20 protein-coding genes and 1 riboswitch are annotated in these 24,634 nt (G+C 62.0%); of the genes, 10 read left to right on the top strand and 10 right to left on the bottom strand.

Annotation, left to right across the window (positions count from 1 at the left end; all coding sequences use genetic code 11):
* Positions 1-64 precede the first annotated feature (64 nt).
* From ACK8OE_RS02135 to ligA, 7 genes are all read left to right on the top strand, one after another.
* On the top strand, positions 65-949 hold the full coding sequence (locus tag ACK8OE_RS02135) for a cell division protein FtsQ/DivIB (protein WP_298332735.1): 885 nt from the start codon (positions 65-67) through the stop codon (positions 947-949).
* 12 nt (positions 950-961) lie between these two features.
* Positions 962-2,320 carry a cell division protein FtsA gene (gene ftsA, locus ACK8OE_RS02130; protein ID WP_410271189.1) on the top strand — a complete coding sequence of 453 codons (1,359 nt, stop codon included), beginning with the start codon at positions 962-964 and terminating at the stop codon, positions 2,318-2,320.
* A gap of 418 nt (positions 2,321-2,738) precedes the next feature.
* On the top strand, positions 2,739-4,397 hold the full coding sequence (ftsZ, locus tag ACK8OE_RS02125; protein ID WP_410271188.1) for a cell division protein FtsZ: 1,659 nt from the start codon (positions 2,739-2,741) through the stop codon (positions 4,395-4,397).
* A gap of 217 nt (positions 4,398-4,614) precedes the next feature.
* A complete protein-coding gene (lpxC, locus tag ACK8OE_RS02120) occupies positions 4,615-5,508 on the top strand; it encodes a UDP-3-O-acyl-N-acetylglucosamine deacetylase (protein WP_290794415.1) in 894 nt (297 codons plus the stop codon).
* Between the two features lie 95 nt (positions 5,509-5,603).
* Complete coding sequence (locus ACK8OE_RS02115; protein ID WP_410271187.1) at positions 5,604-6,512, top strand: outer membrane protein assembly factor BamD; 909 nt, start codon at positions 5,604-5,606, stop codon at positions 6,510-6,512.
* A 51-nt stretch (positions 6,513-6,563) separates the two neighbouring features.
* Positions 6,564-8,273 (top strand): DNA repair protein RecN, encoded by a 1,710-nt coding sequence (gene recN / locus ACK8OE_RS02110; RefSeq protein ID WP_410271186.1) that lies wholly within the window; start codon positions 6,564-6,566, stop codon positions 8,271-8,273.
* Between the two features lie 46 nt (positions 8,274-8,319).
* The gene (gene ligA / locus ACK8OE_RS02105; RefSeq protein WP_410271185.1) at positions 8,320-10,470 is read left to right on the top strand and encodes an NAD-dependent DNA ligase LigA; all 2,151 of its coding nucleotides are present in this window, start codon (positions 8,320-8,322) and stop codon (positions 10,468-10,470) included.
* Between the two features lie 42 nt (positions 10,471-10,512).
* On the opposite strand, the gene ACK8OE_RS02100 is transcribed toward ligA, so the two are convergent.
* From ACK8OE_RS02100 to ACK8OE_RS02085, 4 genes are all read right to left on the bottom strand, one after another.
* A complete protein-coding gene (locus ACK8OE_RS02100; protein WP_410271599.1) occupies positions 10,513-10,767 on the bottom strand; it encodes a hypothetical protein in 255 nt (84 codons plus the stop codon).
* A 92-nt stretch (positions 10,768-10,859) separates the two neighbouring features.
* Positions 10,860-12,692, bottom strand: coding sequence for an aminopeptidase P family protein (locus ACK8OE_RS02095; protein WP_410271184.1), 1,833 nt, complete (start codon positions 12,690-12,692; stop codon positions 10,860-10,862).
* 72 nt (positions 12,693-12,764) lie between these two features.
* Positions 12,765-14,594, bottom strand: a complete 1,830-nt coding sequence (locus ACK8OE_RS02090) for a TonB-dependent receptor plug domain-containing protein (protein ID WP_410271183.1) — start codon at positions 14,592-14,594, stop codon at positions 12,765-12,767.
* 122 nt (positions 14,595-14,716) lie between these two features.
* A riboswitch (cobalamin riboswitch) is annotated at positions 14,717-15,031 on the bottom strand.
* Between the two features lie 60 nt (positions 15,032-15,091).
* A complete protein-coding gene (locus ACK8OE_RS02085) occupies positions 15,092-15,658 on the bottom strand; it encodes a TetR/AcrR family transcriptional regulator (protein ID WP_410271182.1) in 567 nt (188 codons plus the stop codon).
* Between the two features lie 156 nt (positions 15,659-15,814).
* On the opposite strand from ACK8OE_RS02085, the gene ACK8OE_RS02080 reads away from it, so the two are divergent.
* Positions 15,815-16,534 (top strand): SDR family NAD(P)-dependent oxidoreductase, encoded by a 720-nt coding sequence (locus ACK8OE_RS02080; RefSeq protein WP_410271181.1) that lies wholly within the window; start codon positions 15,815-15,817, stop codon positions 16,532-16,534.
* A gap of 45 nt (positions 16,535-16,579) precedes the next feature.
* Here ACK8OE_RS02080 and ACK8OE_RS02075 read toward each other — a convergent pair whose 3' ends face one another.
* The 4 genes from ACK8OE_RS02075 to ACK8OE_RS02060 are packed head-to-tail and all read right to left on the bottom strand — an operon-like array spanning position 16,580 to position 20,409.
* Positions 16,580-17,614, bottom strand: coding sequence for a sulfate/molybdate ABC transporter ATP-binding protein (locus ACK8OE_RS02075; protein ID WP_410271180.1), 1,035 nt, complete (start codon positions 17,612-17,614; stop codon positions 16,580-16,582).
* A gap of 11 nt (positions 17,615-17,625) precedes the next feature.
* Positions 17,626-18,471 (bottom strand): sulfate ABC transporter permease subunit CysW, encoded by an 846-nt coding sequence (gene cysW / locus ACK8OE_RS02070; RefSeq protein ID WP_410271179.1) that lies wholly within the window; start codon positions 18,469-18,471, stop codon positions 17,626-17,628.
* Positions 18,472-18,473: 2 nt separating this feature from the next.
* A complete protein-coding gene (gene cysT, locus ACK8OE_RS02065; protein WP_410271178.1) occupies positions 18,474-19,367 on the bottom strand; it encodes a sulfate ABC transporter permease subunit CysT in 894 nt (297 codons plus the stop codon).
* Positions 19,368-19,380: 13 nt separating this feature from the next.
* Positions 19,381-20,409: a sulfate ABC transporter substrate-binding protein gene (locus tag ACK8OE_RS02060; RefSeq protein WP_410271177.1), complete on the bottom strand. Its 1,029-nt coding sequence runs from the start codon at positions 20,407-20,409 to the stop codon at positions 19,381-19,383.
* A gap of 242 nt (positions 20,410-20,651) precedes the next feature.
* Here ACK8OE_RS02060 and metC point away from each other — a divergent pair, with 242 nt between their 5' ends.
* Together metC and ACK8OE_RS02050 are read left to right on the top strand one after the other, a co-directional pair.
* Positions 20,652-21,815: a cystathionine beta-lyase gene (gene metC / locus ACK8OE_RS02055; protein ID WP_410271176.1), complete on the top strand. Its 1,164-nt coding sequence runs from the start codon at positions 20,652-20,654 to the stop codon at positions 21,813-21,815.
* A 66-nt stretch (positions 21,816-21,881) separates the two neighbouring features.
* A complete protein-coding gene (locus tag ACK8OE_RS02050) occupies positions 21,882-22,613 on the top strand; it encodes a helix-turn-helix transcriptional regulator (RefSeq protein ID WP_410271175.1) in 732 nt (243 codons plus the stop codon).
* A 164-nt stretch (positions 22,614-22,777) separates the two neighbouring features.
* On the opposite strand, the gene ACK8OE_RS02045 is transcribed toward ACK8OE_RS02050, so the two are convergent.
* Both ACK8OE_RS02045 and fba read right to left on the bottom strand, forming a co-directional pair.
* Entirely contained in the window at positions 22,778-23,254 is a 477-nt protein-coding gene (locus ACK8OE_RS02045; RefSeq protein WP_272741290.1) for an Hsp20 family protein, read from the bottom strand.
* A gap of 259 nt (positions 23,255-23,513) precedes the next feature.
* On the bottom strand, positions 23,514-24,554 hold the full coding sequence (fba, locus tag ACK8OE_RS02040; RefSeq protein WP_290794365.1) for a class II fructose-bisphosphate aldolase: 1,041 nt from the start codon (positions 24,552-24,554) through the stop codon (positions 23,514-23,516).
* Positions 24,555-24,634: the final 80 nt, after the last annotated feature.

Genomic DNA, 24,634 nt, shown 5'->3' with positions numbered 1-24,634 from the left:
CCCGCGTTGTAGGTGGCTGAAGCGCCACCGGCCCTGACTGGGCGGACGATCACGAGGACAGAATATGCCAGCCGTCGTCAGAGGCGGGCGCCGTCAGGCGGCCCCGGTTTCGAAAGCGTCACCCCGTCAGGCGGCTCCGCGTGGCCGTGGCGGGCGCAAGGTCGAAGCCGGAAAATTTGCCCTGCTCGGCGGTGTGGCCATGCCCAATGAGCTGACGGCGTGGCTGGGCTTTCTGGGCGCGGCGGGCCTGATGGCTGTGTTCCTGCTGACCGGCGGGCGTGCCGAAGCCCTGCGTACAGGTGTGGTGAATTTTACCGATGCGCGCATCGCGTCCATTGGCATCAATCTTCAAAATGTGCGCCTGCAAGGCGTGTCCGACGTGGCCCGCGAAGACATCCGCAAGGCGATGCAGTTTCAGCGCGGGCAACCGCTGGCCCTGATGGACCTCAACAAGGTCAAGGCCGATGTGGAATCCGTCGGCTGGGTCAAATCGGCCGTGGTGCGCCGTCAGTTGCCGGATCAGTTGATCATCAGCGTTGTGGAGCGCCCGCGTCTGGCGGTGTGGCAGTATCAGAACAAGACCTACGTCATCGACGATACGGGCAAGGTCATCCCCGAAGCCCATTCCGGCAACTTCCTCGATCTGCCTCTGGTGGTGGGCCAGGAAGCCAATGCCGCCAGTGCTGACATCCTGCGCCTGATGCAGGCACGGCCGGAGCTGATGTCGCGCGTCTGGGCGCTGGTGCGCGTGGATACGCGCCGCTGGGACATACGTCTGAAAAACAACACGATTATCAAATTGCCGGCGCTGGATCAGGATGAGGCCCTCAACCGCCTCGATGGCCTGATCAGCCAGCAGCGCATCCTCGATCAGGGGCTGGCGGTCATTGACCTCACCGATCCCAATGCCCTGGTCGTCAAACCCTTCGAAACCGCCCCCGCAGCCTAAGGTTCTCCGTCCATGTCGCGTCTAGAAGATCGCAAACTGGCCAAAGAAGGACGTCACGTCGAAGCCGCCTCGCGTCAGTCCGCCGTGATGGCCGTGACGCCGGGCGTCGTCGCGTCTCTGGATCTGGGAGCCTCGAAGATCGGCTGTTTCATCATGAAGCCGGACGGTGTGCGCAGCGCCGACCACTCCATTCGTGTGGCGGGGGTCGGCTTTGTGCAGTCGCGCGGTGTGCGCGCCGGCAATATTATCGACATGGAAGCCGCCGCCACCGCCATCGCTCAGGCGGTTGAGCGTGCTGAGGCCATGGCCAATGTCTCGGTACAGGGGGTTCGCGTTTCGGTGCCGGGGGCGCAGACCGCCTCGCATCGCGTCTTCGCTCAGGTGTCGGTCGGTGTGAAACCAATCTCCGATGATGATCTCAACCGCGCCATCGCTTCGGGTCTGGCGCAGGTGCGCTTCCCCAATCGTCGCCCCATCCACCTCCTGCCGGTAAGCTGGGCTGTGGATGGCCATAGCGGTGTGCGCGATCCGCGCAACCTGACGGGTCGTACACTGGGCCTTGAACTGCTGGTCGTCACCATCGACGAAAACGTCTTTAACAATATCATGCAATGCGTCGGCATGGCGCACCTTGAGGTGCAGGCGATTGTCTCCGCGCCTCTGGCGGCGGCGGTCGCGGCGCTGGAAGAAGACGAGAAGGAACTGGGCTGCATCTGCATCGACATGGGCGCCTCGTGCACCACGGCGGCCGTCTTCTATGGGGGCGCGTTGGTACACGTCGATTGCCTGAATGTCGGCGGCAGCCACGTCACGGCCGACATTGCGCGCGGCCTGTCCACCACGCTCGTGGGCGCTGAGCGCGTCAAGACGCTGCACGGCTCGGCCATCGCCTCGTCCAACGAAGACCGCGAAATGGTCGAAGCGCCGCCGCGCGGTGACGATGCCGGGGCCCCGCCGATCTCCGTGCCGCGCTCGATCCTCAAAGGTATTATCGCCCCGCGCGTCGAAGAAACCTTTGAACTGCTGCGTGAAAAGCTGAAGGCCTCTGGCGTGCCGATCGACCCCGGTGCGGGTATCGTCCTGACGGGCGGTGCGTCGCAGTTGGCGGGTGTGCGGGAACTGGCCATCCGCGTGTTCGATCGTCCTGTGCGTCTGGGTAAGCCCAAGCGCGTACCACACCTGGCCGATGCGGCTGCCGGACCGGCCTTTGCCGCCTGTGCCGGGGTGATCCTGCGCACGCTTTATGGCCCGCGCGACGTGGTCCCGGCGCGCAAGATCATGACAGCGCGCCTGTCGCCCAAGGACGCGCCCAGCGCCGCCAAGGGCCATCTGATGAGCCGCGTAGTGGACTGGCTCAAACAGAATCTGTAACCGGTTGCCACGATATGCAAAAAAATCCACAGTTTTAGCGGGACGCTTTCGGGCGTCCCGTTTGCGTTTGGGCGGTATGGGGCTGCATGGTGCGTGCGTTAATGTGCGGGTAAGGATTCCTGATTCCGGATTAATCTTCTGTGCATAAGTGGCCGTAATTTTGGCCATTTTCGCTTGATGCCCTGCCGGTTGATTCGGATGGGAGGGTGGAAATTCATCAAGTGGTAACTTTTGTTAAAATTTATCGCAAAAAGACCTTCAAATCGCTGCGACTCAAGTTATCGGGTAACTATTCATTAAGCATATTCGATGTCTCATGATCGATGCTTGTGAGCGCTTTTTGACAAGAGCGCCGGGTCGATAATTGGACGGGAACAAAGGTCGCCCGGACAGGGTCACGGAAGGTTGGTCTGATCACATGGCTATACATCTCTCGGCGCCGCGCGCCACGGAATTGAAGCCCCGCATCGTCGTTTTCGGCGTCGGTGGCGCGGGCGGCAACGCCGTCAACAACATGATCGAGGCGGGCCTCGAAGGGGTTGAGTTCGTCGTCGCCAATACCGACGCGCAACAGCTCCAGTTTGCCAAGACCGACCGTCGTGTTCAACTCGGCGTCTCGCTGACGCAAGGTCTGGGCGCGGGTGCCCATCCGGAAGTCGGTATGACCGCTGCCGAAGAGTCGGCGCATGAGATCGGTGAGCACCTCGAAGGCGCGCATATGGTCTTCATCACTGCCGGTATGGGCGGTGGCACCGGTACGGGTGCTGCCCCGATCATCGCCAAGACGGCGCGTGAACGCGGCATCCTGACCGTCGGCGTGGTGACCAAGCCCTTCATGTTTGAAGGCCGCCACCGTATGCGTCTGGCCGATGCGGGCATTGCCGAGCTGCAACGCTATGTCGATACGCTGATCGTCATTCCGAACCAGAACCTGTTCCGTATCGCCAATGAGCGCACCACCTTCGCCGAAGCCTTTGGCATGGCCGATCAGGTGCTGCACTCGGGCGTGCGCTCCATCACCGACCTGATGGTGCTGCCGGGCCTCATCAATCTTGACTTCGCCGATGTGCGCTCGGTCATGTCCGAAATGGGCAAGGCCATGATGGGCACGGGCGAAGCGACTGGCGATGACCGCGCGCTTCAGGCGGCGCAAAACGCCATCCAGAACCCGCTGCTCGACGAAACCTCGCTCAAGGGCGCCAAGGCGGTGCTGGTCAATGTCACTGGCGGCCTCGACATGACCCTGCTCGAAGTCGATGAAGCGGCCAATGCCATCTCGTCGGAAGTCGATCCGGACGCCAACATCATCTTCGGCGCGGCCTTCGATCCGTCGCTGGAAGGCAAGCTGCGCGTGTCGGTCGTGGCGACTGGCATGGACTCCGCTGCTGCGCAGCAACAGCCGCCGGTGCCTCAGGCCTCAGCTTCGACCCCGCCGCGTCAGTCCATCTACATCACGCCCGGTCGTCCGGGGCAGGCTCAGCCGGTTCAGACGGTTGCCGTTCAGGCGCCGCTTTCTCAGGCTCCGGCAGCGCCTGCGCCGCAACCGGCTCCGGTTCAGCCCGTGCCTGTGGCTGATACCCCCGTACAGCCGGCCTATCAACCGGAAGTGCGTCCGGAACCCGTCGCCGCAGCGCCTGCGCCGCAGCCGGCTCCGGCCCCTGTGGCTCAGCCTGAGCCGCGCATTATTGCGAAAATCGTCGATCCGTCGGTCGAAGACGAATTCGATATCCCGGCGGTTCAGCCGGCACCGCAACCGGTGCAACGCGAAATCCCGCAGCGTCCGGTGGCCGGTTACGGCACCACGCGCGCCCCTGAGCCGGCGCGTGCCGCCGTACAGTCGCCGCGCGAAGACGACCGGGGTGGCCTGTGGCGTGGCCTGTTCCCCAAGCGCAGTGATGCGCCGGTGACACAGGCCCCGGAATACCGTCAGCCTTCGGCGCCGGCCCCGTCGCCCTATGCGACTGCGCCCGCCCCGCAAGCGGCCCCTCAGCCCGCCGCCAAGTCGGACGTCCTGCCGGGCATGGAAGCGGAGGATGATCTTGAAATCCCGTCCTTTCTTCGCCGCCTCGCGAACTGACAAGGACAGTAATGCCTGATGAAAGCCCCCGGTTCGCCGGGGGCTTTTTTTGTTGGCAAAGAGGCTTTAAAAGCAGGGGATGAGCGCCGCCAAACCCCGTTAATCATGGCGTTACAAACCGTAATCCATGTTTAGTTGAGGCGAGGGGGTGTCGGGGCGTATAAACTGACGTGAGCGGAAACATTTCCGCGCGTTCATTTTTAGGTTTATGCGTTCCATGTCGCCTGACCACCACGAACATACGATTGCCGTTCCTGCCATCTGCGCGGGCGTCGGCCTGCACACCGGTCAACGTGTGCGCCTGTCCGTGCGTCCGGCGTCCGCCGGTACGGGCATTGTGTTTGTGCGTACCGACATCTGTGACCGCGACAACCGCGTGCCGGCACGCGCCGATCTGGTTACGCAGACCCGTCTGGGCACCGTCATCACCAATGCGGCGGGCGTATCCGTTTCGACCATTGAGCACCTGATGGCCGCTCTGTCGGCGCTCGGCGTCGATAATGCCCTGATCGAACTGGACGGCCCGGAAGTGCCGATCATGGACGGTTCGGCGCAGCCTTTCGTGCAACTGCTCGATCAGGCCGGGTTCCGCCGTCAGGCGCAGCCGCAGCAGGTCATTGAAATCCTCAAGCCGGTCGTGGTCGTCGAAGGCGACAAGCGCGCGGCCTTCTATCCGGCTGACCGCTTCGAAATGCACTTCGAAATCGACTTCCCCAGCGCCGTCATCGGCCATCAGGAAATCGAAATGGTCGTCACCGAAGACACCTTCCGCACCGAACTGGCGGCGGCCCGCACCTTTGGCTTTATCGAAGGTGTCGAAGCCCTGCGTGCGGCCGGTCTGGCGCGTGGCGGCTCGATGGACAATGCCATCGTCATAGACGGTGACCGTGTGCTGAATGCCGAAGGCCTGCGCTTTGCCGACGAATTCGTGCGTCACAAGGCGCTTGACGCCATCGGTGACCTCTACGTGCTCGGCATGCCCATTCTTGGCAGGTTTGAAGGAATCCGCGCCGGCCACGGCCTTAATAATGCCGCGGTCCGTGCCCTACTGTCGCAACCGGATGCCTACCGGATCGTGACCCGCGCCCCCGTGCTCCAGCAGGTTGGTTAAAACCTGTTGGCGTTTGTGGCGCGCCGTTGTAGAGCTATCCTCCATAAAGCGTTAAGACTGCCGGGCGACTGACACCGGCCTGATGAGGATTTATCGTGCCGGCCTATACGACTTCGACCGCTTCTCCCTCCTTCGGCAAGACCTCGGCAAAGCTTCTGCTGCTGACGGCGCTGGCGGCTGTGGCCCTCACCGCCTGCGCCGGTAAGCCCAAGCAACGCACGCGCCTCGTGTACGAGGAGCGCCCGGTCGAGGCGCTCTACAATACCGGCATGCAGCGTCTGGATGAAAAGAGCTGGAACGAAGCGGTGGATTATTTCGAAGAGGTGGAGCGTCAGCACCCCTATTCGGAATGGTCGCGCCGTTCGATCATCATGGAAATCTACGCCCACTATCAGGCCAACGATTATAACGAATCGACGGCGGCGGCGGAACGCTTCATCAAGCTCTATCCGGGCTCGCCCCTGACCCCCTATGCCTACTATATGCGGGCCATCAATTATTTCGAGCAGATCGTCGATGTGGGCCGGGATCAGGCCTATACCGAGACGGCGCAGGCCTATCTGCGCGAAATCGTGCAGCGTTATCCGGGTACCGAATATGCCCGCGACGCCCAGGTCAAGCTCGACATGGTCTATGACCAGCTGGCGGGCAAGGAAATGGAGATCGGCCGTTTCTATCAGGCGCAAAACCAGCCTCTGGCGGCCATTGGCCGCTTCAAGACGGTCATCACCCGCTATCAGACGACCTCGCACACGCCCGAAGCCCTCTATCGTCTCGTCGAAGCCAATCTGATGATGGGTATTACCGACGAAGCCAACCGCAATGCGGCGGTGCTGGGCTATAACTATGCGGGCGACCGCTGGTACACGGCGGCCTACAAGCTGATGCAGGAGCGCGGGCAGCCAATGGACATCAAGCCGCTGCCGGTTGCCGAAAAAACCAAACCGGCGAAAAAAGAACAAAAAGAGAAAAAGAGCTGGCTAAGCCGCATCAACCCGATGTAATCTGAGAGAAACAGCCGTGAGCCGACTCACGGCTTTTTCGTCAGGGTTTCCATGCTCACACGCCTGTCTATTCAAGACGTTGTGCTCGTTGATCGGCTGGATCTCGATATCCGGCAGGGCCTTTCGGTACTCACCGGTGAAACCGGGGCCGGCAAATCCATCATTCTCGATAGTCTGGGTTTGGCCACCGGCGCGCGCGGCGATGCCGGGTTGATCCGTGCCGGTGCGCCGCAGGCCTCGGTCACCGCCGAGTTCGATCTGGCCGCCGGGCACCCGCTGTATGAATTTCTAGAAGACAAGGGGCTGGCCGTAGAGCCCGGTGAGCCGTTGCTGCTACGCCGGGTGGTCAGCCGTGACGGGCGCTCCAAGGCCTTCGTCAATGATCAGTCGGTCTCGGTCAGCGTTCTCAAGGCGCTGGGTGATGGTCTGCTGGAAGTGCATGGCCAGCATGAGACGGTCGGCCTGCTCGATCCGCGCACGCACGGAGCCATGCTCGATGCCTATGGCGGTTGCGAAGGGGCGCTGGCGGCCACGGCGGCGGCCTTCCGCACGCTTAAGGCCCTGCGCGATCAGTACCGCGACCTCAAACGGCAATCCGACAATGCCACGGCCGAAATCGAAGAACTGACCCTGCGCCTTCAGGAACTGGACCGCCTCAACCCGCTGCCGGATGAGGAGGCGCAACTGGCGTCTGACCGCGCACTTCTGGGGGCCTCTGAGCGGGCGCTGGAAGACATCAATGAAGCGCGCACCACGGTCGGCGGCGATCAGTTGTCGCAGCGCCTGTCCAAGGCCTTCCGCGCCCTTGATCACGCCCGCACGCGCGCGCAGCAGGCCGGGGCGAGGGAGGGCCATGCGGTACTCAAGGCGCTTTCCGATGCCGCCGAGGCGCTCGACCGCACCCTGATTGCCGCTGATGAGGCGCTGGCCCTGATGGATGCGGCGGCCGATGCGCTGGACGTGGAGCCGGGTCAGCTGGATCGCGTCGAGGAGCGTTTGTTCGCTCTGCGGGCCATGGCGCGCAAGCTGAATATTCTGGTCGAGGACCTGCCCAAAAAACGTGCTGAGATCGCCCAGTCTCTGGGGCGTATCGAAGACGCCGATGCTGAGTTGAAAAAGCTGGCGGCGGCGATTGCCGTGGCGGAACAGGGCTTCCATGCGGCGGTTGAAACCCTGCGGCAGAAGCGTCTGGCGGCCGGTGAGGCGCTGAGTGCCGCCGTCATGGCCGAACTGGTGCCGCTCAAGCTCGACAAGGCGGCCTTCCGCGTCGCCATCCGCCCGCTGGAGCCTGAAAAGTATGGTGGTGCGGGCGGCGATGTGATTACGTTCGAGGTCCGCACCAATCCCGGCGCCGACTGGGGGGGGATGGCGGCCATTGCGTCGGGCGGCGAACTGGCGCGCTTTGCCCTGGCGCTCAAGGCGGCTCTATCGACCCGTGGCGGCGAAGACGCGGCCGGTCCGGTGATGATCTTTGACGAGGTCGATCAGGGCGTCGGCGGTGCCGTGGCCGATGCCGTGGGGTTGCGTCTGCGTAAGCTGGCCCAGCGCTCTCAGGTGATCGTCGTCACCCACTCGCCGCAGGTGGCTGCACGCGGCGATCAGCATTTGAAGGTCTCCAAGGCCGATGCGGGTGAGGGGATGCGCTCGCGCGTCGTCGAACTGAGCAAGGACGAGACGCTGGAAGAACTGGCCCGCATGTTGTCGGGCGCCGAAATCACCCCCGAAGCCCGCGCCGCCGCTATGGCGTTGGTGAAGGGGTAAAGGCATAGCCTCCCCCCTGATCTCAGGGGAGGGATAAAGACAAGACATGACCACACACGCACCCGATACGGCGCAGGCGCGCCACGCCCAGCTTTCTGCCGAGATCAAGCACCACCGCGATCTCTACTATAATCAGGAAGCGCCCGAACTCACTGACGCCGAATACGACGCGCTGGAGCAGGAGCTGCGCGCGCTGGAGGCGCAGTATCCGGACCTGCATACGGTCGATAGCCCGACCGAACAGGTGGGGGCCGAGATTTCGAGCAAATTCGCCCCGGTTCAGCACGGCGTGCCTATGCTGTCGCTCGACAACGCCTTTGCGCCGGAAGACGTGGCCGATTTTGAAAAAAAGATAAGACGATTTTTGGCTAAAAAAATCTCTAATGATGAAGCCATAGAGTTTGTGGCAGAGCCCAAGATAGACGGCCTATCCTGTTCGCTCCTCTATGTGAACGGCAAGCTGGTGCGGGCGGCGACGCGCGGCGACGGGCGCACAGGCGAAGATATCACCGAGAACGTCCGCACTATCAAGGACGTACCGCATGTGCTGAGTGGAGTAGGTTATCCTGAGCGCATCGAAATCCGCGGTGAGGTCTATTACCCGCTGGCCGATTTTGCCGCCATGAACGCCAGGGCTGCCGAAGAGGGTGGCAAGGTCTTTGCCAATCCGCGCAATGCGGCGTCCGGCGCGCTGCGGCAACTGGATGCCACCATTACCGCTTCGCGGCCCCTCCGCTTTTTTGCTTACACATGGGGAGAAGTAATTGATGGGTTAGAACCAAACGTACTCGTCGATCAGATTGAGAAATATGAAAAATTTCACGAACGGTATCCCACTCAAACGAGTGTTCTCCAAGCATTCAGAGAATGGGGTTTTCAAGTCAATCCACGTTCTACTGCCACTGAAAATTTCCAAGGACTGCTAAGTATCTACGATGAGATTCAGCGCGACCGTTCTCGCCTTGGTTATGATATTGATGGCGTGGTTTATAAAATCAACAGGTTGGATTATCAGAGAATTTTGGGCTTCGTCTCGCGCTCGCCGCGCTGGGCCATCGCGCACAAGTTTCCGGCGGAACAGGCCCTGACCCACCTGAAGGCCATCGACATTCAGGTCGGGCGCATCGGTACCCTGACCCCCGTGGCGCGGCTGGAGCCGGTCAATGTCGGCGGCGTGGTGGTGTCGAATGTAACGCTGCACAACGCCGATGAGATCGCGCGCAAGGATATCCGCATTGGCGATCTGGTCCGTGTGCAGCGCGCCGGGGATGTCATCCCGCAGATTGTTGGTGTCGAGCTGTCTGAGCGTCCGGACGGGACGGAACCCTATGCATTTCCGACTGTCTGCCCGTGTCCGCTGAAGACCACCGTGGTGCGCGAACTGAACCTCAAGGGCGAAGAGGGGGTGGCGCGCCGCTGCACCGGCGAACACGCCTGCCCGCATCAGCGCGTCGAATATCTGAAATACGTCGTCAGCCGTAAGGTGCTCGATATCGAGGGCTTGGGCGAAAAGCAGCTTCAGAAGTTCAGCGAAGAAGGGCTGATCCGCGAACCGGCGGACATCTTCACGCTGGAGGCGCGGGACAAGACGTCCCTGACGCCGCTGCGCAACCGCGAAGGCATGGGTGAGACCTCAGCGCGCAACCTGTTCAAGGCTATCGAAGACCGCCGCCAGTTGCCACTCGACCGCTTTATTGCCGCTCTGGGGGTCAAGGGGGTTGGGGAAACCACCGCGCGTCTGCTGGCGCGGGCCTACCATTCGGAAAGCGCCTTCCGCGACGCCATGACGGCGCTGGCGGCGGTGGACGAAGAGGTGAAGGCGGCGCTCGACAATATGGATCAGGTCGGACCGTCTCTGGTGGCGGCGCTGATCGAGTTCTTCTCGAACGACCACAATGTTGGCATCTATCAGCGCTTTGTGGCGCAACTCAGCGTACAGGATGCCGAGGCCGTGGCCGGGGATTCGGCGGTGTCGGGCAAGACGGTGGTGTTTACCGGCACGCTGGAGAAGATGACGCGCGACGAAGCCAAGGCGCAGGCTGAACGTCTCGGGGCCAAGGTGGCGGGCTCGGTTTCGGCCAAGACGCACATTGTGGTGGCCGGGCCGGGCGCGGGTTCAAAGCTCAAAAAAGCGGCTGAACTGGGTGTTCAGGTGATGACCGAGGACGAATGGCTGGCCTTTATCGGGGTGGCATGAGGCTTTAACCCTCCCCCTGAAAAATTAGGGGAGGGCTTAAGATCAATCCATCGCAGTGGCGAAATAGGCCTGTTCCTGCGCTGTCAGTTGTGGTTCGGGGAACAGGGTGCGGTCGGCCAGCGATACCATCCCGAACAGGGCGATCAGACCGGCCAAAAAGCCCGTCCCGATCAGGAAATGCCTGCGGGCGGCCTTGCGCGCTTCGGCTTCGGGCGACAGGGCGCGTGCCGGGCTATGCGAAACGGTGAACTGACCGAAGGTGTCGGTGGCGGGTTGAAAAACGGTGCTGGCAGGCATGGTGTCCCTCCGCAGACTGATGGTTACGGGGACACCTTATGCCCTGCCGGATAAGGGCGCAGGTCGTTCTGATTTTGCCGGATATAAAGCCTTTATAAGGGCGCGCAGACGGTTTTAAGCCAGTCTGCCACCTCCGGATTTACGCGCGGCGACAGCAGGCGTAGCACCTCCGCATGGTAATCGTCCATATAGCGGCGCTCGGCCTCGCTGAGCAGCGACACCTCAATCAGGCTGCGATCAATCGGTGCCCAGGTCAGGTTCTTGAAGCCCAGCATCGGGCGTTCACCCCCGGCGATGGGGGCCGCTTCGGTGACGTATTGCAGGTTCTCGATACGGATGCCGAAGTCGCCGGCCTTATAGAAGCCCGGCTCGTTGGAGACGATCATGCCGGGTTGCAGGGCATAGGCATTGAGCGCCTTGGCGATGCGTTGTGGGCCTTCGTGCACACCCAGATAAACGCCGACGCCGTGGCCGGTGCCGTGGTCGTAGTCGAATCCGGCGTTCCACAGGAACTGCCGCGCCAGCACATCAAGATGCGTGCCGGTCGTGCCGGCCGGGAAGCGGATGGTGGCCAGTGCAATATGCCCCTTAAGCACCAGGGTGAACATGCGTTTGTGTTCGGCGCTCGGTGTGCCGATGGCCATGGTGCGGGTGACATCGGTGGTGCCATCGACGTACTGACCGCCGGAATCGACCAGCAGCAGATTACCGGGCGCGATGCGGATATTGCTCTGTTCGGTGACGCGGTAATGCGGCAGGGCCCCATGCGGGCCGAAGCCGGAAATGGTGTCGAAGCTGAGGTCTTTCACCACCCCCGAAGCAATGCGCAACGACTCCAGCTTTTGCGCCACTTCGATTTCCGACGGCAAGGCGGTCTGCGCCTCAGTGGCCACCCAGTAGAGAAATTCGCTGAGGATGGCACCATCGCGTATATGGGCTTCGGTGGTCCCGGCGATTTCTGCGGCGTTTTTGCAGGCGCGTGGGACAAGGCAGGGATCATCGCCCGCAACGGCGGTGGCCCCGGCCCCTTCGATGGCCTGCACCCACCAGGCCGAGGACCAGTTGGGATCGACCAGCACGCCCTGACCGGACAGGGCCGTCAGCGCCGCCGGGATGTCCGTGGGCGTCTTCAGTGCCACCTCATTGCCCAGCCATTCGCCAAGGCCTTCCGTGACCTTGGCCGGTTCGAGGAACAGTTCCGCCGTGCCGTCGGCCTTGAGCAGGGCCTGCGCCAGCGGCAGGGGCGAACGGATGACGTCGCCGCCGCGCACATTGAACAGCCACGCAATAGACGACGGTGCGGTGATCAGAGCGGCGGCCACGCCCTTCTGACGCAGGCTTTCGGCCAGTTTGGCGCGCTTGTCACCCGACGCGACGCCTGCAAATTGTATCGGTTGCGCCACCACCGGCGTCATCGGCTGAGCCGGGCGCGCCGCCCCCCAGGCGAGGTCGATGGGGTTTTCATCCACGGCTTTCAGGGTGACGCCGACGCTGGTGGCCGCCAGTTGCAGCGCCTTCAGCGCCGCCGGGCTGTGCAGGCGCGGATCATAGCCGATGACGCGGCCGCGCGGCTGAGCGGCGATCTGTTCGGCGATGGCGGTGGCGGTGAAATCAACGACCTCGAACACCGAAGGATCGGTCTGTTCGCGCGACTGCAGGGTGTAGCGACCGTCGGCAAACAGGATGGCTTGCTCTTTGAGGATCAGGGCCGCGCCCGCCGAACCGGTAAAGCCCGATACCCAGGCCAGACGCTCATTGGCGTCGGGCAGATATTCGTTCTGGTGCTCGTCTTCGTGCGGGACGATAAAGCCGTCGATACCGAGACCGGCAAACTGCGCCCGCAGCGCTGCGACGTGGGTCACGCCCTGCGACGGGTGGGTGGTGACGCTGTAGGTTTGGAAAACGTGTACGGTATCGGCGGTCATGGTGGGGGCCTCGGTCGATGGAGGCCCCCTATATAGACCGTCAGGATTTGGTTTCAAATCCTATCATCGGTCTCAATATTTGGCGCGCACGCCCAGCCACAGGCGGCGACCAACCGAGCCATAGTTGGCGGCGGTTTCATAGTCTTCGTCCGTAGCGTTTTCGACGCGCCCGAACAGCGCCACCGTGTCGTTCAGCGCATAGCTGGCGCGCAGGTCGAGCAGGGTGTAGGCGTCCAGTCGCCGGGTATTGTAGATGTTCTCGAACGACTTTCCCGCATAGCGGACGGAGGCGCCCAGTTCGAGCGCCTCCGTCGCCTGCCATTCGACGCTGGCATTGCCCAGATGACGCGGCGCACGGCCCAGATCGTTGCGGAAGGTGGCACTGGTACGGGCGTCGTCGCGGGCGATAATGTGGCTGTAATTGCCCGACAAACGCACGCTTTGGGTCAGCCTTGTCTCGCCTTCCAACTCGATGCCATAGGCCTTGGTGCGGGCGATATTGCCATAGCGGAAGGACGACAGGTCATAGTCGATCTGATTGTCGGTCTTACGCCCGAACAGCGAGACACCGATGCGGCTGTCGTTCGTGCCATAATAATCGACGCCGACATCGAGATTGGTTGCTTCTTCAGGCTTGAGCTTGAGATTGCCGGACCAGCCGTCATAGAGCTGATACAGGCTGGGGGCCTTGAAGCCCTGACCCAGGCTGCTGCGCAGTACCACAGACGGCGACAGGGCATAGGCGACGGCGACCTGAGCGATGGTGTTGCCGCCAAAGACCGAATGATCGTCATAGCGCAGGCTGGCGTTCACTGTCAGGGCGGGCGTCACGTCCTGACGCAGTTGCGCGAACAGGCCGTTAAGGGTGACGCGCTTGTTGAGGCCTGAGGCAATAGCTTGCGAGCGCTCGCTCGACGCACCGAAGACCAGTTTGGACGTCTCCGACAGGGCCAGAGCCCCGGTGTAGTCGAAGCTGGTCTGACGGCCTTCGAACGGATAGGCGGTAGCGTTGGCGAGGTCAGAGGTCGAGCGCTTCGTCGTGCTGTAGCTCAGGGTGAAGGTCTGCTTCAGCGCGCCGTCAAAGGAATGCGTGTAGTAGCCGAGGCTGGCCAGATTTTCGTTTTGAAAACCGGTGTCGCGGGTGTCGGCCAGTTGGAACTCTTTGTTATAACCGTCGAAATCGTAGTCGCTTTCGGTGCGGGCCAGACGGGCGCGCAGGCCCGACGTCTCGCTCAGGGCGTAGTGGACATAGGCGTTGAGGTGCTTTTGCGTAAAGCCGTCCTTTTCCACCCCGCCGCGCAGCGACGAGACGCCGTCATCGTCGATATAGGACGCCGCCAGACGCCAGCTCAGTGGGCCCGTCTTGCCGCCGATACCGGCCTTGCCCACGACGTATTCATCAAGGCCTTCGAGGGAGCCTTGCGCCTCAAAAGGGGCCTGGGGCGTGCGGGTCGTCACCGACACCACACCGCCGATGGCCTGCGAGCCCCACAGGGTCGAAAGCGGGCCGCGCAGGATTTCGACGCGCTCGGCATCATTCAGCGCCAGCAGGCCGAGGTTCAGCCCGCCGCCGATCATCGACGGGTCGCCCAGCTTCACGCCATCGACGATGAACAGGCTGCGGTCGCTTTCGGCCCCGCGGAAGCGTGCCGTGCCGGCCTGACCGGGACCGCCGGTCTGAGAGATGGAGACGGACGGGGTGAGGGCGATCAGGTCTTTCAGATAGACCGACTGACTGCGCTCTATGGCGGCGGCGTCAAACGTGGTGACGCTCTGCCCCACCTTGGACAGGGCCACCGGTTCACGGGTGAGGGTGACGATCACCTCCTGCGGGGCGTCATCGGCCAGCGCAGGCGAGGTGAGGAGGGCGGCAAACGCAACGCCGCAAAGGAGAGTTTTCAAGGTCTTATGCCTATTCACAACAGGACGAGCGCCCCGGACGAGCCAGTGCGCACCACGAATCGTCTCTGAGGAAGGCCTCCGGTTAAAAAGGCTTATCCGCTCTTGTGGCACACCCCGACCACGCGAAGGACGACAGCAGGGGCAGGTCTCCTGGCTCACGTCTGATCCCAACGGCCGAAGATGCTTAGCGCATCCGTCCGTTGAAAGCTCGCGAATGTCTCATCTGCATCTATGGCATGAGGCATTCGCGAACGGCATACCAAGTGTCATTTTCAATGACCCTTGGTATAGGCGTGTTCTGCCGCCTTCCCGGTTTGGAAACAACCAGTGGCGTATGGCGGAACACTCGACGCTTACAGTTGCGGGGACAGCGCAGGCCTTGCACCTGCTTCCCTTTTAAGCCGCATCTCTGCGGCACCGTCTGCACAGGGGCGGGCGTAGGGGAGCAGGGGGAGAAGGTCAAGCGCGGTGCGCGTGTATAAAGACAAGTGTGGCGCTTAGGACGCGGTGCCAGTGCCTAACAAGACCCGCAACACCGACTTGGCCGCGTCGAAGGGGACCGGGCTGCGCGTGGCCTGAGCGGCGACGACCGCCCCGTTGAACAGGACCATCGCCTGATCGGTCAGGGCGTCGGGGTCTGGGTGGCCGGTGAGGTCACTCAGCTCACGGACCAAGGCGCGCATATCAGCGAACATGGCCGTCGCGGCGGCCTCAATCTCCGGCTGACGGCCGCCAAATTCTTGACGCGCCGAGATGGCCAGACAACCGCGGAAACAGCCACCGGCAAACAGGCTCTGGCGCAGGTCGAACAGGGCCATCAGACGTCCCTTCGGATCAGGACTCAGCGCTTCGACCCTGGCGCGCAGTTGCGGCAGGGATTGTTCGCGATAGTGATCGACCAGCTCGGCGATCAGCGCCTCCTTGGACGGAAAGTACTTATACAGGGTGCGCTTGGAAATGCCGGTATCGGCCATCAGCGTATCGACGCCCAGACCGAAGCCGTGATCGTAGAACAGCTCAAAGGCGTGGTTGATAATGTCCTGTTTTTTTTGCGGTTTAGTCATAGGGGCGCTTTTGACAGCAAGGTGCGGGAAGCCTGTGAAGTGGCCGATGTGAAAAAATATAGCTTATCGGCTTGCAAAAGTAAACAGAGCGGTTTACATCGAAGTCATATAAACAGATTGGTTTACTTTTTGAAGTCTGAACCCTCGGAGCCTGTCATGTCCCTCTCCAACCAAGTCATTTTCGTTACCGGTGCCAATCGCGGTATTGGTGCCGCCACGGTGCGCGAACTGCTCTCCCGCGATGTCAAAAAGGTCTATGCCGCTGCCCGTAATCCCGCCTCTCTGCCGGATTTTGCCGATCCGCGCGTCGTGCCGCTGGCGCTCGATATTACCAACGACGCTCAGGTCGCCGCGGTTGCCGAAGCGGCCGGGGATGTTGATGTCGTGCTCAACAATGCCGGGACGGCGGTGTTTTCGGACGTGCTGAACTCTCCGCTGGACGTGGTCGCTGCCGATTTCGACACCAACCTCTATGGCACGCTTAGGGTCATGCGCGCGTTTGCGCCGAAGCTGGTCGCCAAAGGCTCAGGCACGATTGCCAATGTCATCAGCGTCGTGGGCCTTGTCGCCGCTGCGTCTCTGGGCGGCTATTCGGCGTCCAAGGCGGCGCTGTTGTCGGTTACGCAGTCGGCGCGAGCCGGCCTGAAAGGCACGGGCGTCAAGGTGCTCGGTGTCTTCCCAGGACCGATCGACACCGATCTGGCGCGCGATATACCGATGCAAAAGGCGACGCCGGAAACCGCAGCCAAACGCATTGTCGAAGGGCTGGAAGCGGGTGAAGAATACATCTTCACCGACCCGGTAGCGGATCATATTGGCCATACCTGGCGTACCAATGCACCGGGCCTTGAAGCGGCGATGGCCGGGGCAGAGTGAGGCGACTGGCTATCCCCTCTCCCTCACGGGAGAGGGGCGGATTAACTAAAACGCATACACCTTGGACGGGCGCAGATAGACTGTGTCGTTCAGGCGCAGGTCTGAGGCCTCTGAGTCGTGGGCGTGCTGGGTTTCAAACACCTGCCCCGTTGAGCTTTGCAGTTCCAGACGCAGATTGGCCCCGGCAGGCAGGAGGGACAGCACCTTGGCCTCAAAGCCCGGTCCCTCGTCGTGCAGGTGCGTATCGAAGGGGCGAAAGCGAACGGTCTGTGCACCGCTGAGCGCCTTGGGGCTGACGACCGGGGCGCTGAAACCGCCGAAATCGGCCACCCCGTCCGACAGGCTGGCCGCCACCTTATTTGACGTGCCGAGAAAATCGAAGACAAAGGCCGATTGCGGATGGCGGTAAAGCTCCAGTGGCTTGCCGATCTGTTCGATCTGGCCGTCTTTCAGCACCACCACGCGGTCGGCGAGGTCGAGCGCCTCTTCCTGATCGTGGGTGACGAAGAGGGTGGTGACGCCGGTTTCATCGTGGATGCGGCGCAGCCAGCGGCGGAGATCCTTGCGCACCAGCGCATCGAGTGCGCCGAACGGCTCATCGAGCAGCAGGATGCGCGGATTGATGGCCAGCGCGCGCGCCAGCGCCACGCGCTGCCGCTGACCGCCCGAAAGCTGGCTGGGGTAGCGCTTGCCGAGGTCTTCGAGCTGGATCAGTTTCAAAAGGCGCTGCACCGTGGCCTGAATCTCCGCCTTGGACGGGCGCTCTTTGGACGGACGCACATTGAGGCCGAAGGCGATGTTCTGCGCCACAGTCATGTGACGGAACAGGGCGTAGGACTGAAACACCATGCCGACGCGACGGTCGCGCGCCGACAGCGTCAGATAGTCGAGGCCGTCGAAGTCGATACGGCCCGTGTCCGGACGGTCGAGCCCGGCCAGCAGGCGCAAAAGCGTCGTCTTGCCCGAACCCGATGGTCCCAGCAGGGCCAGAAACTCGCCCGGCTGGGCTTCGAACGACACATCGTTGAGCGCGGCGAAGTCGCTGAAGCGTTTGGTGATGTTTTTGACGACTAAGGACATATAAAGCTCAATCAGTGGCGGCGGTTGGCGGCCAGTTCGTCACCGAAGCGCCATTCCAGCAGGGTTTTCAGGACCAGCGTCACAAGTGCCAGACCGGCCAGCAGCGTCGCGGCCCCGAAGGCCCCCACACTGTCATATTCGTTATAAAGCACTTCGATGTGCAGGGGCAGGGTGTTGGTCAGGCCGCGAATATGGCCCGACACCACCGACACGGCGCCGAATTCGCCCATGGCCCGCGCCGTACACAAAAGCACGCCATAGGTCAGGGCCCATTTGATATTGGGCAGGGTGATACGAAAGAAGACGTCCCAGCCCGAAGCCCCCAGCGTTACGGCGGCGATTTCTTCGTCTGTGCCCTGATCCTGCATCAGCGGGATCAGTTCGCGCGCCACGAAGGGCAGGGTGACCAGCACGGTGGCGATAACAAGGCCGGGCAGGGCGTAGATGATTTTAATATTGCTGGCTTCGAGCACGCTGGCGAACCAGCCGTGCGCCCCGAACAACAGCACCCACACCATGCCTGAAATGACCGGCGAGATCGTGAAGGGCAGGTCGAGCACCGACAGCAACAGCCCCTTACCCGCAAAATCAAAGCGCGTCACGCACCACGCCGCCGCTATACCGAAGACGGCATTGAGCGGCACGGCGATGGCGGCGACCGTCAGGGTCAGACGAATGGCGCTGAGGGCGTCGGGTTGGACGATCGCCGACAGGTAGGGCTGAACGCCCTGTTTGAAGGCTTCGGCCAGCACATTGACCAAGGGCAGGACGATAACCAGCGCCATCCACACGGCGGCCAGCGCCATCAGCAGGAAGGCGGCGGGGGTCTTCGGTCTTTCGGGGGCGCGGGCTCTCATGCTCAGGCGCGTCCCCGACGCGATAGAAGCAGTTGCAGGGCATTGACCAGCAGCAGGCTAAGGAAGGCGAGGCTCAGCATGGCCACCGCGATGGCGGCCGCCCCGGCATAGTCGAACTCTTCAAGCTTGATAACGATCAGCAGTGGCGTGATTTCCGACACAAAGGGCATGTTGCCGGCGATAAAGATGACCGAGCCGTATTCGCCGACGGCGCGCGCAAAGGCCAGCGAAAAGCCGGTCAGCAGGGCGGGGGCCAGCGAGGGCACGATGACGCGCAGGGTGGTTTGCAGCGGCGTGGCGCCCAGAGTGGCGGCGGCCTCTTCGACCTCGGCATCGAACTCGGCCAGAACGGGCTGCACCGAGCGCACTATGAAGGGCAGGCCAACAAAGACCAGCGCTACGAAGATACCGAGCGGCGTATAGGCGATCTTGATACCTAAGGGCGCGAACAGGCTGCCGACCCAGCCATTGGCGGCGTACATCGAACAGAGCGACACGCCGGCCACTGCGGTGGGCAGGGCAAACGGCAGATCGACCAGTGCATCGACCAGTCCCTTGCCCGGAAACTCATAGCGCGTCAGCACCCAGGCCACGATCAGCCCGGCAAACAGATTGACCAGTGCCGCCAGAAGCGAGGTGGTGAAGGTCAGGCGCAAGCTGGCCAGCACGCGCGGATCGCTGATGGTTTGCCACACGCCGTCCAGCCCGTGTTCCCACGGACGCGCCAGAAGGGCGGCGAGCGGCAGGACGACGATCAGCGACAGATATGTCAGGGTGATGCCCAGCGACAGGCCAAAGCCCGGCAGGACGCGCGCCTTGTGCGTCGCCTTGGGCGGCTTGTAGCCTTCGGTGGCCAGCGGAACAGCGCCCGGCGTGGGGGTGGCGTTGACGGTCATAAAGGCCTTGGGCTTACTTGTTCAGCTTGACTTGCAGCGCATCGAAGGCCGCGCCCGCCGCAAAGAAATCGGCATGGGCTTTTTTCCAGCCGCCGAAGTCGCTGTCCACTGACAACAGGCGCAGTTGCGGGAACGTCTGCGTGAACTGCGCGGCGACGGCCTCGCTGACCGGGCGGTAGAAGTTTTCGGCGACCAGCTTTTGTGCGTCGTCGTCGAACAGGCCCTTCACATAGGCTTCGGCCAGTTCTCGCGTGCCCTTCTTATCGACATTCTTGTCCACCACGGCGACCGGCGGCTCGGCGCGAATCGACAGGGACGGATAGACGATCTCGAAATCCTTGGCTCCGCTGTCCTTCAGCGCCAGCAGAGCCTCGTTTTCCCAGGCCAGCAGGACATCGCCCTGACCGCGCTGCACGAAGGTGGTGGTGGAGCCGCGCGCCCCGGTGTCGAGCACCGGCACATTGCGATACAGCGCTTCGATATAGGCGGCCGGGTCCTGACCATTTGTTTTGGCCCAGCCGTAGGCGGCCAAATAGTTCCAGCGCGCCCCGCCCGAGGTCTTGGGGTTGGGGGTAATGACGCCGATACCGGGCTTAATTAAATCGCCCCAGTCCTTGATAGCCTTGGGGTTGCCCTTGCGCACCAGAAACACGATGGTCGAAAAGTAGGGGGTCGAATTGTGCGGCAGACGTTTGGCCCAGTCGGTGCTGATCAGGCCCTTTTCGGCAATGGCGTCGATATCGTGGGCCAGCGCCAGAGAGACGATATCGGCATCGAGCCCTTCGATGACGGCGGTCGTCTGCTTGCCGGAGCCGCCGTGGCTCTGATTGACCGTCACCGGCGTCTTCACCTTGGTGGCGAACAGTTTGTTATAGGCGACATAAAGCTCGCGCGTCGGGTCATAGGAGACGTTGAGCAGGGTCTTGGCCGACGCCTCACCGCTCTGACCGCAAGCCGCCAGAGACAGGGCCGAACCCGTAAGGCCAGCCGCTGCCGCGCCTTTGAGCAGCCAGCGGCGGGAAAGAGCAACAGATCGGGTCATGGTCGGTCTCCTGTACGGAAAAGGCCGGTTACGAATGCAATTTAGTAGGAATTTTACGCGCGTCTTTTGATAACGCCACAGCCTACCCCATGACGCAGCATATGCCAAATCCATGACAATTGGTCAGGCGACGATTTTTACCGGGTCGGATTAGTCGTTCTAATCTGCGATCCGGTCAATCTTCACTTGCGCCTGACGCCATTCGGCGGCAGAGCAGTCATCGTATACGAAAGGCCCATCATATGCGTGAAACCACCCGTGTCATCTCTCCGGTTCTGGATAAGCCCCGCAGCCGCCGCGCCGTCAATACCGGCGTCGAGCGCGGCTCGACCGTGCTGATGGAAAGCGCGGAGGTGCTGTATCGCGATGATATCAAGCCGACCTATGGCACCGAAGGCCTTTCGACCCAGCGCGAACTGTGTCGCCTGCTGGCCGAACTGGAGGGAGCCGAAGAGGCTTTTATACTGCCCAGCGGTCTGGCGGCGCAGACCCTGCCCATCTTCGCGGTGCTGAAGGCCGGCGATCACGTGCTGGCGGTCAATTCGGCCTATCGCCCGGTCAGGCGCTTCCTCGATACGCAACTGGCGCGCTTTGGCGTTGATGTCACCTGGTATGCGCCGTCTGCGACGCCAGACGAAGTGATGGCGCTCGCCACCGAAAAGACGAAGCTGATCTACCTCGAAAGCCCCGGCTCACTGACCTTTGAAATTCAGGATATCCCGGCCATTGCGCAGGCCGCCAAGGCGCGTGGCATCCTGACCTTCTGCGACAATACCTATGGAGCGGGCGTGTTGTTCAAGCCGCTGGCGCACGGGGTCGATATGTCCATGCAGGCCCTGACCAAATATGTGGGCGGCCATTCCGATGTGCTGATCGGGTCGGTGGCGGTCAATGATCCGGCGCTGGCCGAGGCGATTTACGATGCCATCAAGGCTTGGGGCTTCTTCACCTCGGCCGACGAATCCTATCTGGCCCTGCGCGGTCTGCGCACCCTGCACCTGCGCCTCAAACAGTCGGGCGAGGCGGGACTGAAGGTGGCGCAATGGCTCACCACCCGCCCCGAAGTGATCCGCGTGGTCCATCCGTGGCTGGACAGCCATCCGGGCAGCGACGTCTTCCGCCGGGATTTCAGCGCGCCCAATGGTCTGTTCCTCGTGGTGCTTAAAGGCGACGGCGAACCGGCCTCGCAGCGCTTTCTGAATGCGCTTAAACTGTTCGGGTTGGGTTTTTCGTGGGGCGGCTATGAGAGTCTGGCTGTCAATTGTGAACCGCAATTTATCGGCCGTCACAAACTGACCCCAGAAGATCATGCGCCGCTGGAAGGCAGCTATGTGCGCCTCTATGTCGGTCTCGAAGACCCCGATGACCTGATCGCCGATATTGAACAGGCTTTGGCGGCTTTATAGATTTTGTTTTTGCTTTGTTCCGGTCTTTGCGCTATGTCAGGAGTGGACTGACGCAGGGGAAGGGATATGTCGCGCGCCGCCCGGCTTTTGAATTTGCTACAGATTTTGCGCCGGCACCGTTATCCGGTAACCGGTGACTGTCTTGCGCAGGAGTTGAACGTCTCATTGCGCACCCTTTATCGGGACGTCGATGCCCTACGCGCTCAGGGGGCCGATATCGAAGCCGAGGCCGGGGTGGGCTTTCTGCTGCGGCCCGGTTTCATGCTGCCGCCGCTGATGCTATCTCACGATGAGATTGAGGCCATTGCGCTGGGGGTCAAATGGGTGGCCGGGCGCACCGACAAGGCCATTTCGGCGGCGGCGGTCAATGCGTTGGCCAAGATCAATGCCGTCCTGCCCGACGATATGCGCGACAGCCTGCAAACGACCGGCCTGATGGTACCACCGCCGTGGAAGGACGCCGAGGTGACGGAGTTTGAGGATCGTTACCTCAAAATGATCCGGCAGGCGCTGAAATCCGAGCGTAAGCTGATCATGGACTATAGCGATGTGAAGGAGGCGACGACGGCGCGTGTCGTCTGGCCGGTGGCACTGGGCTTTTATGAACGGGCGCGGCTGCTGGTCGGCTGGTGCGAATTGCGGCAGGATTTCCGGCATTTTCGCTCTGACCGTATTCGTAATCTGAGCGTTGCGGATGAGCGCTATCCGACGCGGCGCACGACGCTGCTCAGACAATGGCGCGAACTGGAAGACGCCATGTACCGGGCCTATGAGGCGCGTCAGGCCGAGACGGCATAAAAAACCGGAAGCGAGGGGGCGCTTCCGGCGGAGTTTCGGAGGGGGAGAGAGAAGGGGCGGGTCGCATCTCTCATCAGAGAGATACGAGAGACGCGACCCTTTCGGTCGGGGACCAAGGGCACCGATATGCGCCGACCGAAGCGGCATTCAGTGCCACACAACGTTTACTCGGCGGCTTCCAGTGCCTGCGGCGTGTTGCCGGAGGTCTTGATGGCAATCTGCTTCGGTTTCTTGGCTTCCGGGATTTCGACCACCAGATTGAGGGTCAGCAGCCCGTTGGCCAGTTCGGCTTCGGTGACGCGGATATGGTCGGCAAGCTGGAAGCGACGCTCAAAGCTGCGTTCGGCCAGACCGCGATGCAGGAAGGTGCGTGACCCGTCTTCGGCGTCCTTCTTGCCCGTAACGGTCAGGACGTTTTCCTTGACCTCGATATTCAGTTGATCAGGGCGGAAGCCAGCGACGGCGATTTCGATGCGGTAGGCGTCGCCATCCCCATCGGTGCCGGTGGCAATGCGTTCGATATTGTACGGCGGCCAACCCGGCGCGGTATCGGTGCGTGCGGCGGAATCGAGCAGGCTGACCAGACGGTCAAAGCCAACGGCGCTGCGGTACAGGGGGGAAAAGTCGATTTGAGTACGCATGAAAGTCTCCTTATCCAAAGCGAGATCGACAGCGGCGTAGAGCTGTCTTCGGTTGTCGGTTGGAACGCTTGCGCATCCCCGAAACGGGCGATGAAGCGGTCCAGAAAGACCCGGTGTCGGCGTCTTACGTCTATGGATTTGGGGAGGGTTTAGACGGCTTCAAGAGGGCACCCCAAATTTTGTAAACAAAAAAAGCGCAGGCGTGGGGCCTGCGCTTTTCGATGGTCGTCCCCCGCACGCGGGGGAGGTATGATCTCGATTAAGCCAGATAGTATTTCGCCATGCTCGACAAAGGCTTGGCCTTGATCTTCGAGGCGTTGCCTGCCGTGCCGAACTGCACAAAGCGGTCATAGCAGACCTGCTGCATCGCCTCTTTAGCGGGTTTCAGGTACGAGCGCGGATCGAAGCCCGCCGGGTTTTCGATAAAGTATTTGCGGATCGTGCCGGTGATGGCCATGCGGCAATCGGTGTCGATATTGATCTTGCGCACGCCGATCTTGATGGCCTTTTGCAGTTCTTCGACGGGCACGCCGTAGGTTTGCGGCATTTCCCCGCCATAGGCGTTGATCAGGTCCTGAAGCTCCTGCGGCACCGAGGACGAACCGTGCATGACGAGGTGGGTATTGGGCAGGCGCTTGTGGATTTCGGCAATAACGTGCATGGCCAGCACTTCACCGTCGGGCTTGCGCGAGAACTTGTAGGCGCCGTGCGAGGTGCCCATCGCGATCGCCAGGGCATCGACATTGGTTTTGGCCACAAAATCAACGGCCTGATCCGGGTCGGTCAGCAGTTGCGAGTGGTCAAGCACGCCTTCGGCCCCGTGGCCGTCTTCGGCTTCGCCCATGCCCGTTTCCAGCGAACCCAGCACACCCAGTTCGCCTTCGACGGACACGCCGCAGGCGTGGGCGAAATCAACGACGGTCCTGGTCACATTGACATTGTACTCAAAGTCGGCGGGCGTCTTGGCGTCGGCCATCAGCGAGCCGTCCATCATCACCGAGGTAAAACCGTTCTGAATGGCCGTGGCGCAGGTCGCCGGCGAATTGCCGTGGTCCTGATGCATGACGATCGGCAGTTCCGGATAGATTTCGACCAGAGCGTCGATCATCTTGGTCAGCATGATGTCGTGCGCGTAGTTGCGCGCGCCGCGCGACGCCTGAATAATGACCGGGCTTTCGGCCTTGCGGGCGGCGTCCATGACGGCCAGCCCCTGTTCCATATTGTTGATATTAAAGGCGGGTACGCCGTAATCGTTCTCGGCCGCGTGGTCGAGAAGCTGGCGCAAACTGATACGAGCCATGATAAATTTCCCTCTTTCATATGCTCAGTGAGGACCCTGCGGACTGGCCGGTTTCCGGTCTCAGGCCGCAAGGTCTGAAA

Source organism: Asticcacaulis sp. W401b, assembly GCF_046503825.1.
Classification (GTDB): Bacteria; Pseudomonadota; Alphaproteobacteria; order Caulobacterales; family Caulobacteraceae; genus Asticcacaulis.
This window is presented reverse-complemented; position numbering and strand designations above follow the sequence as displayed.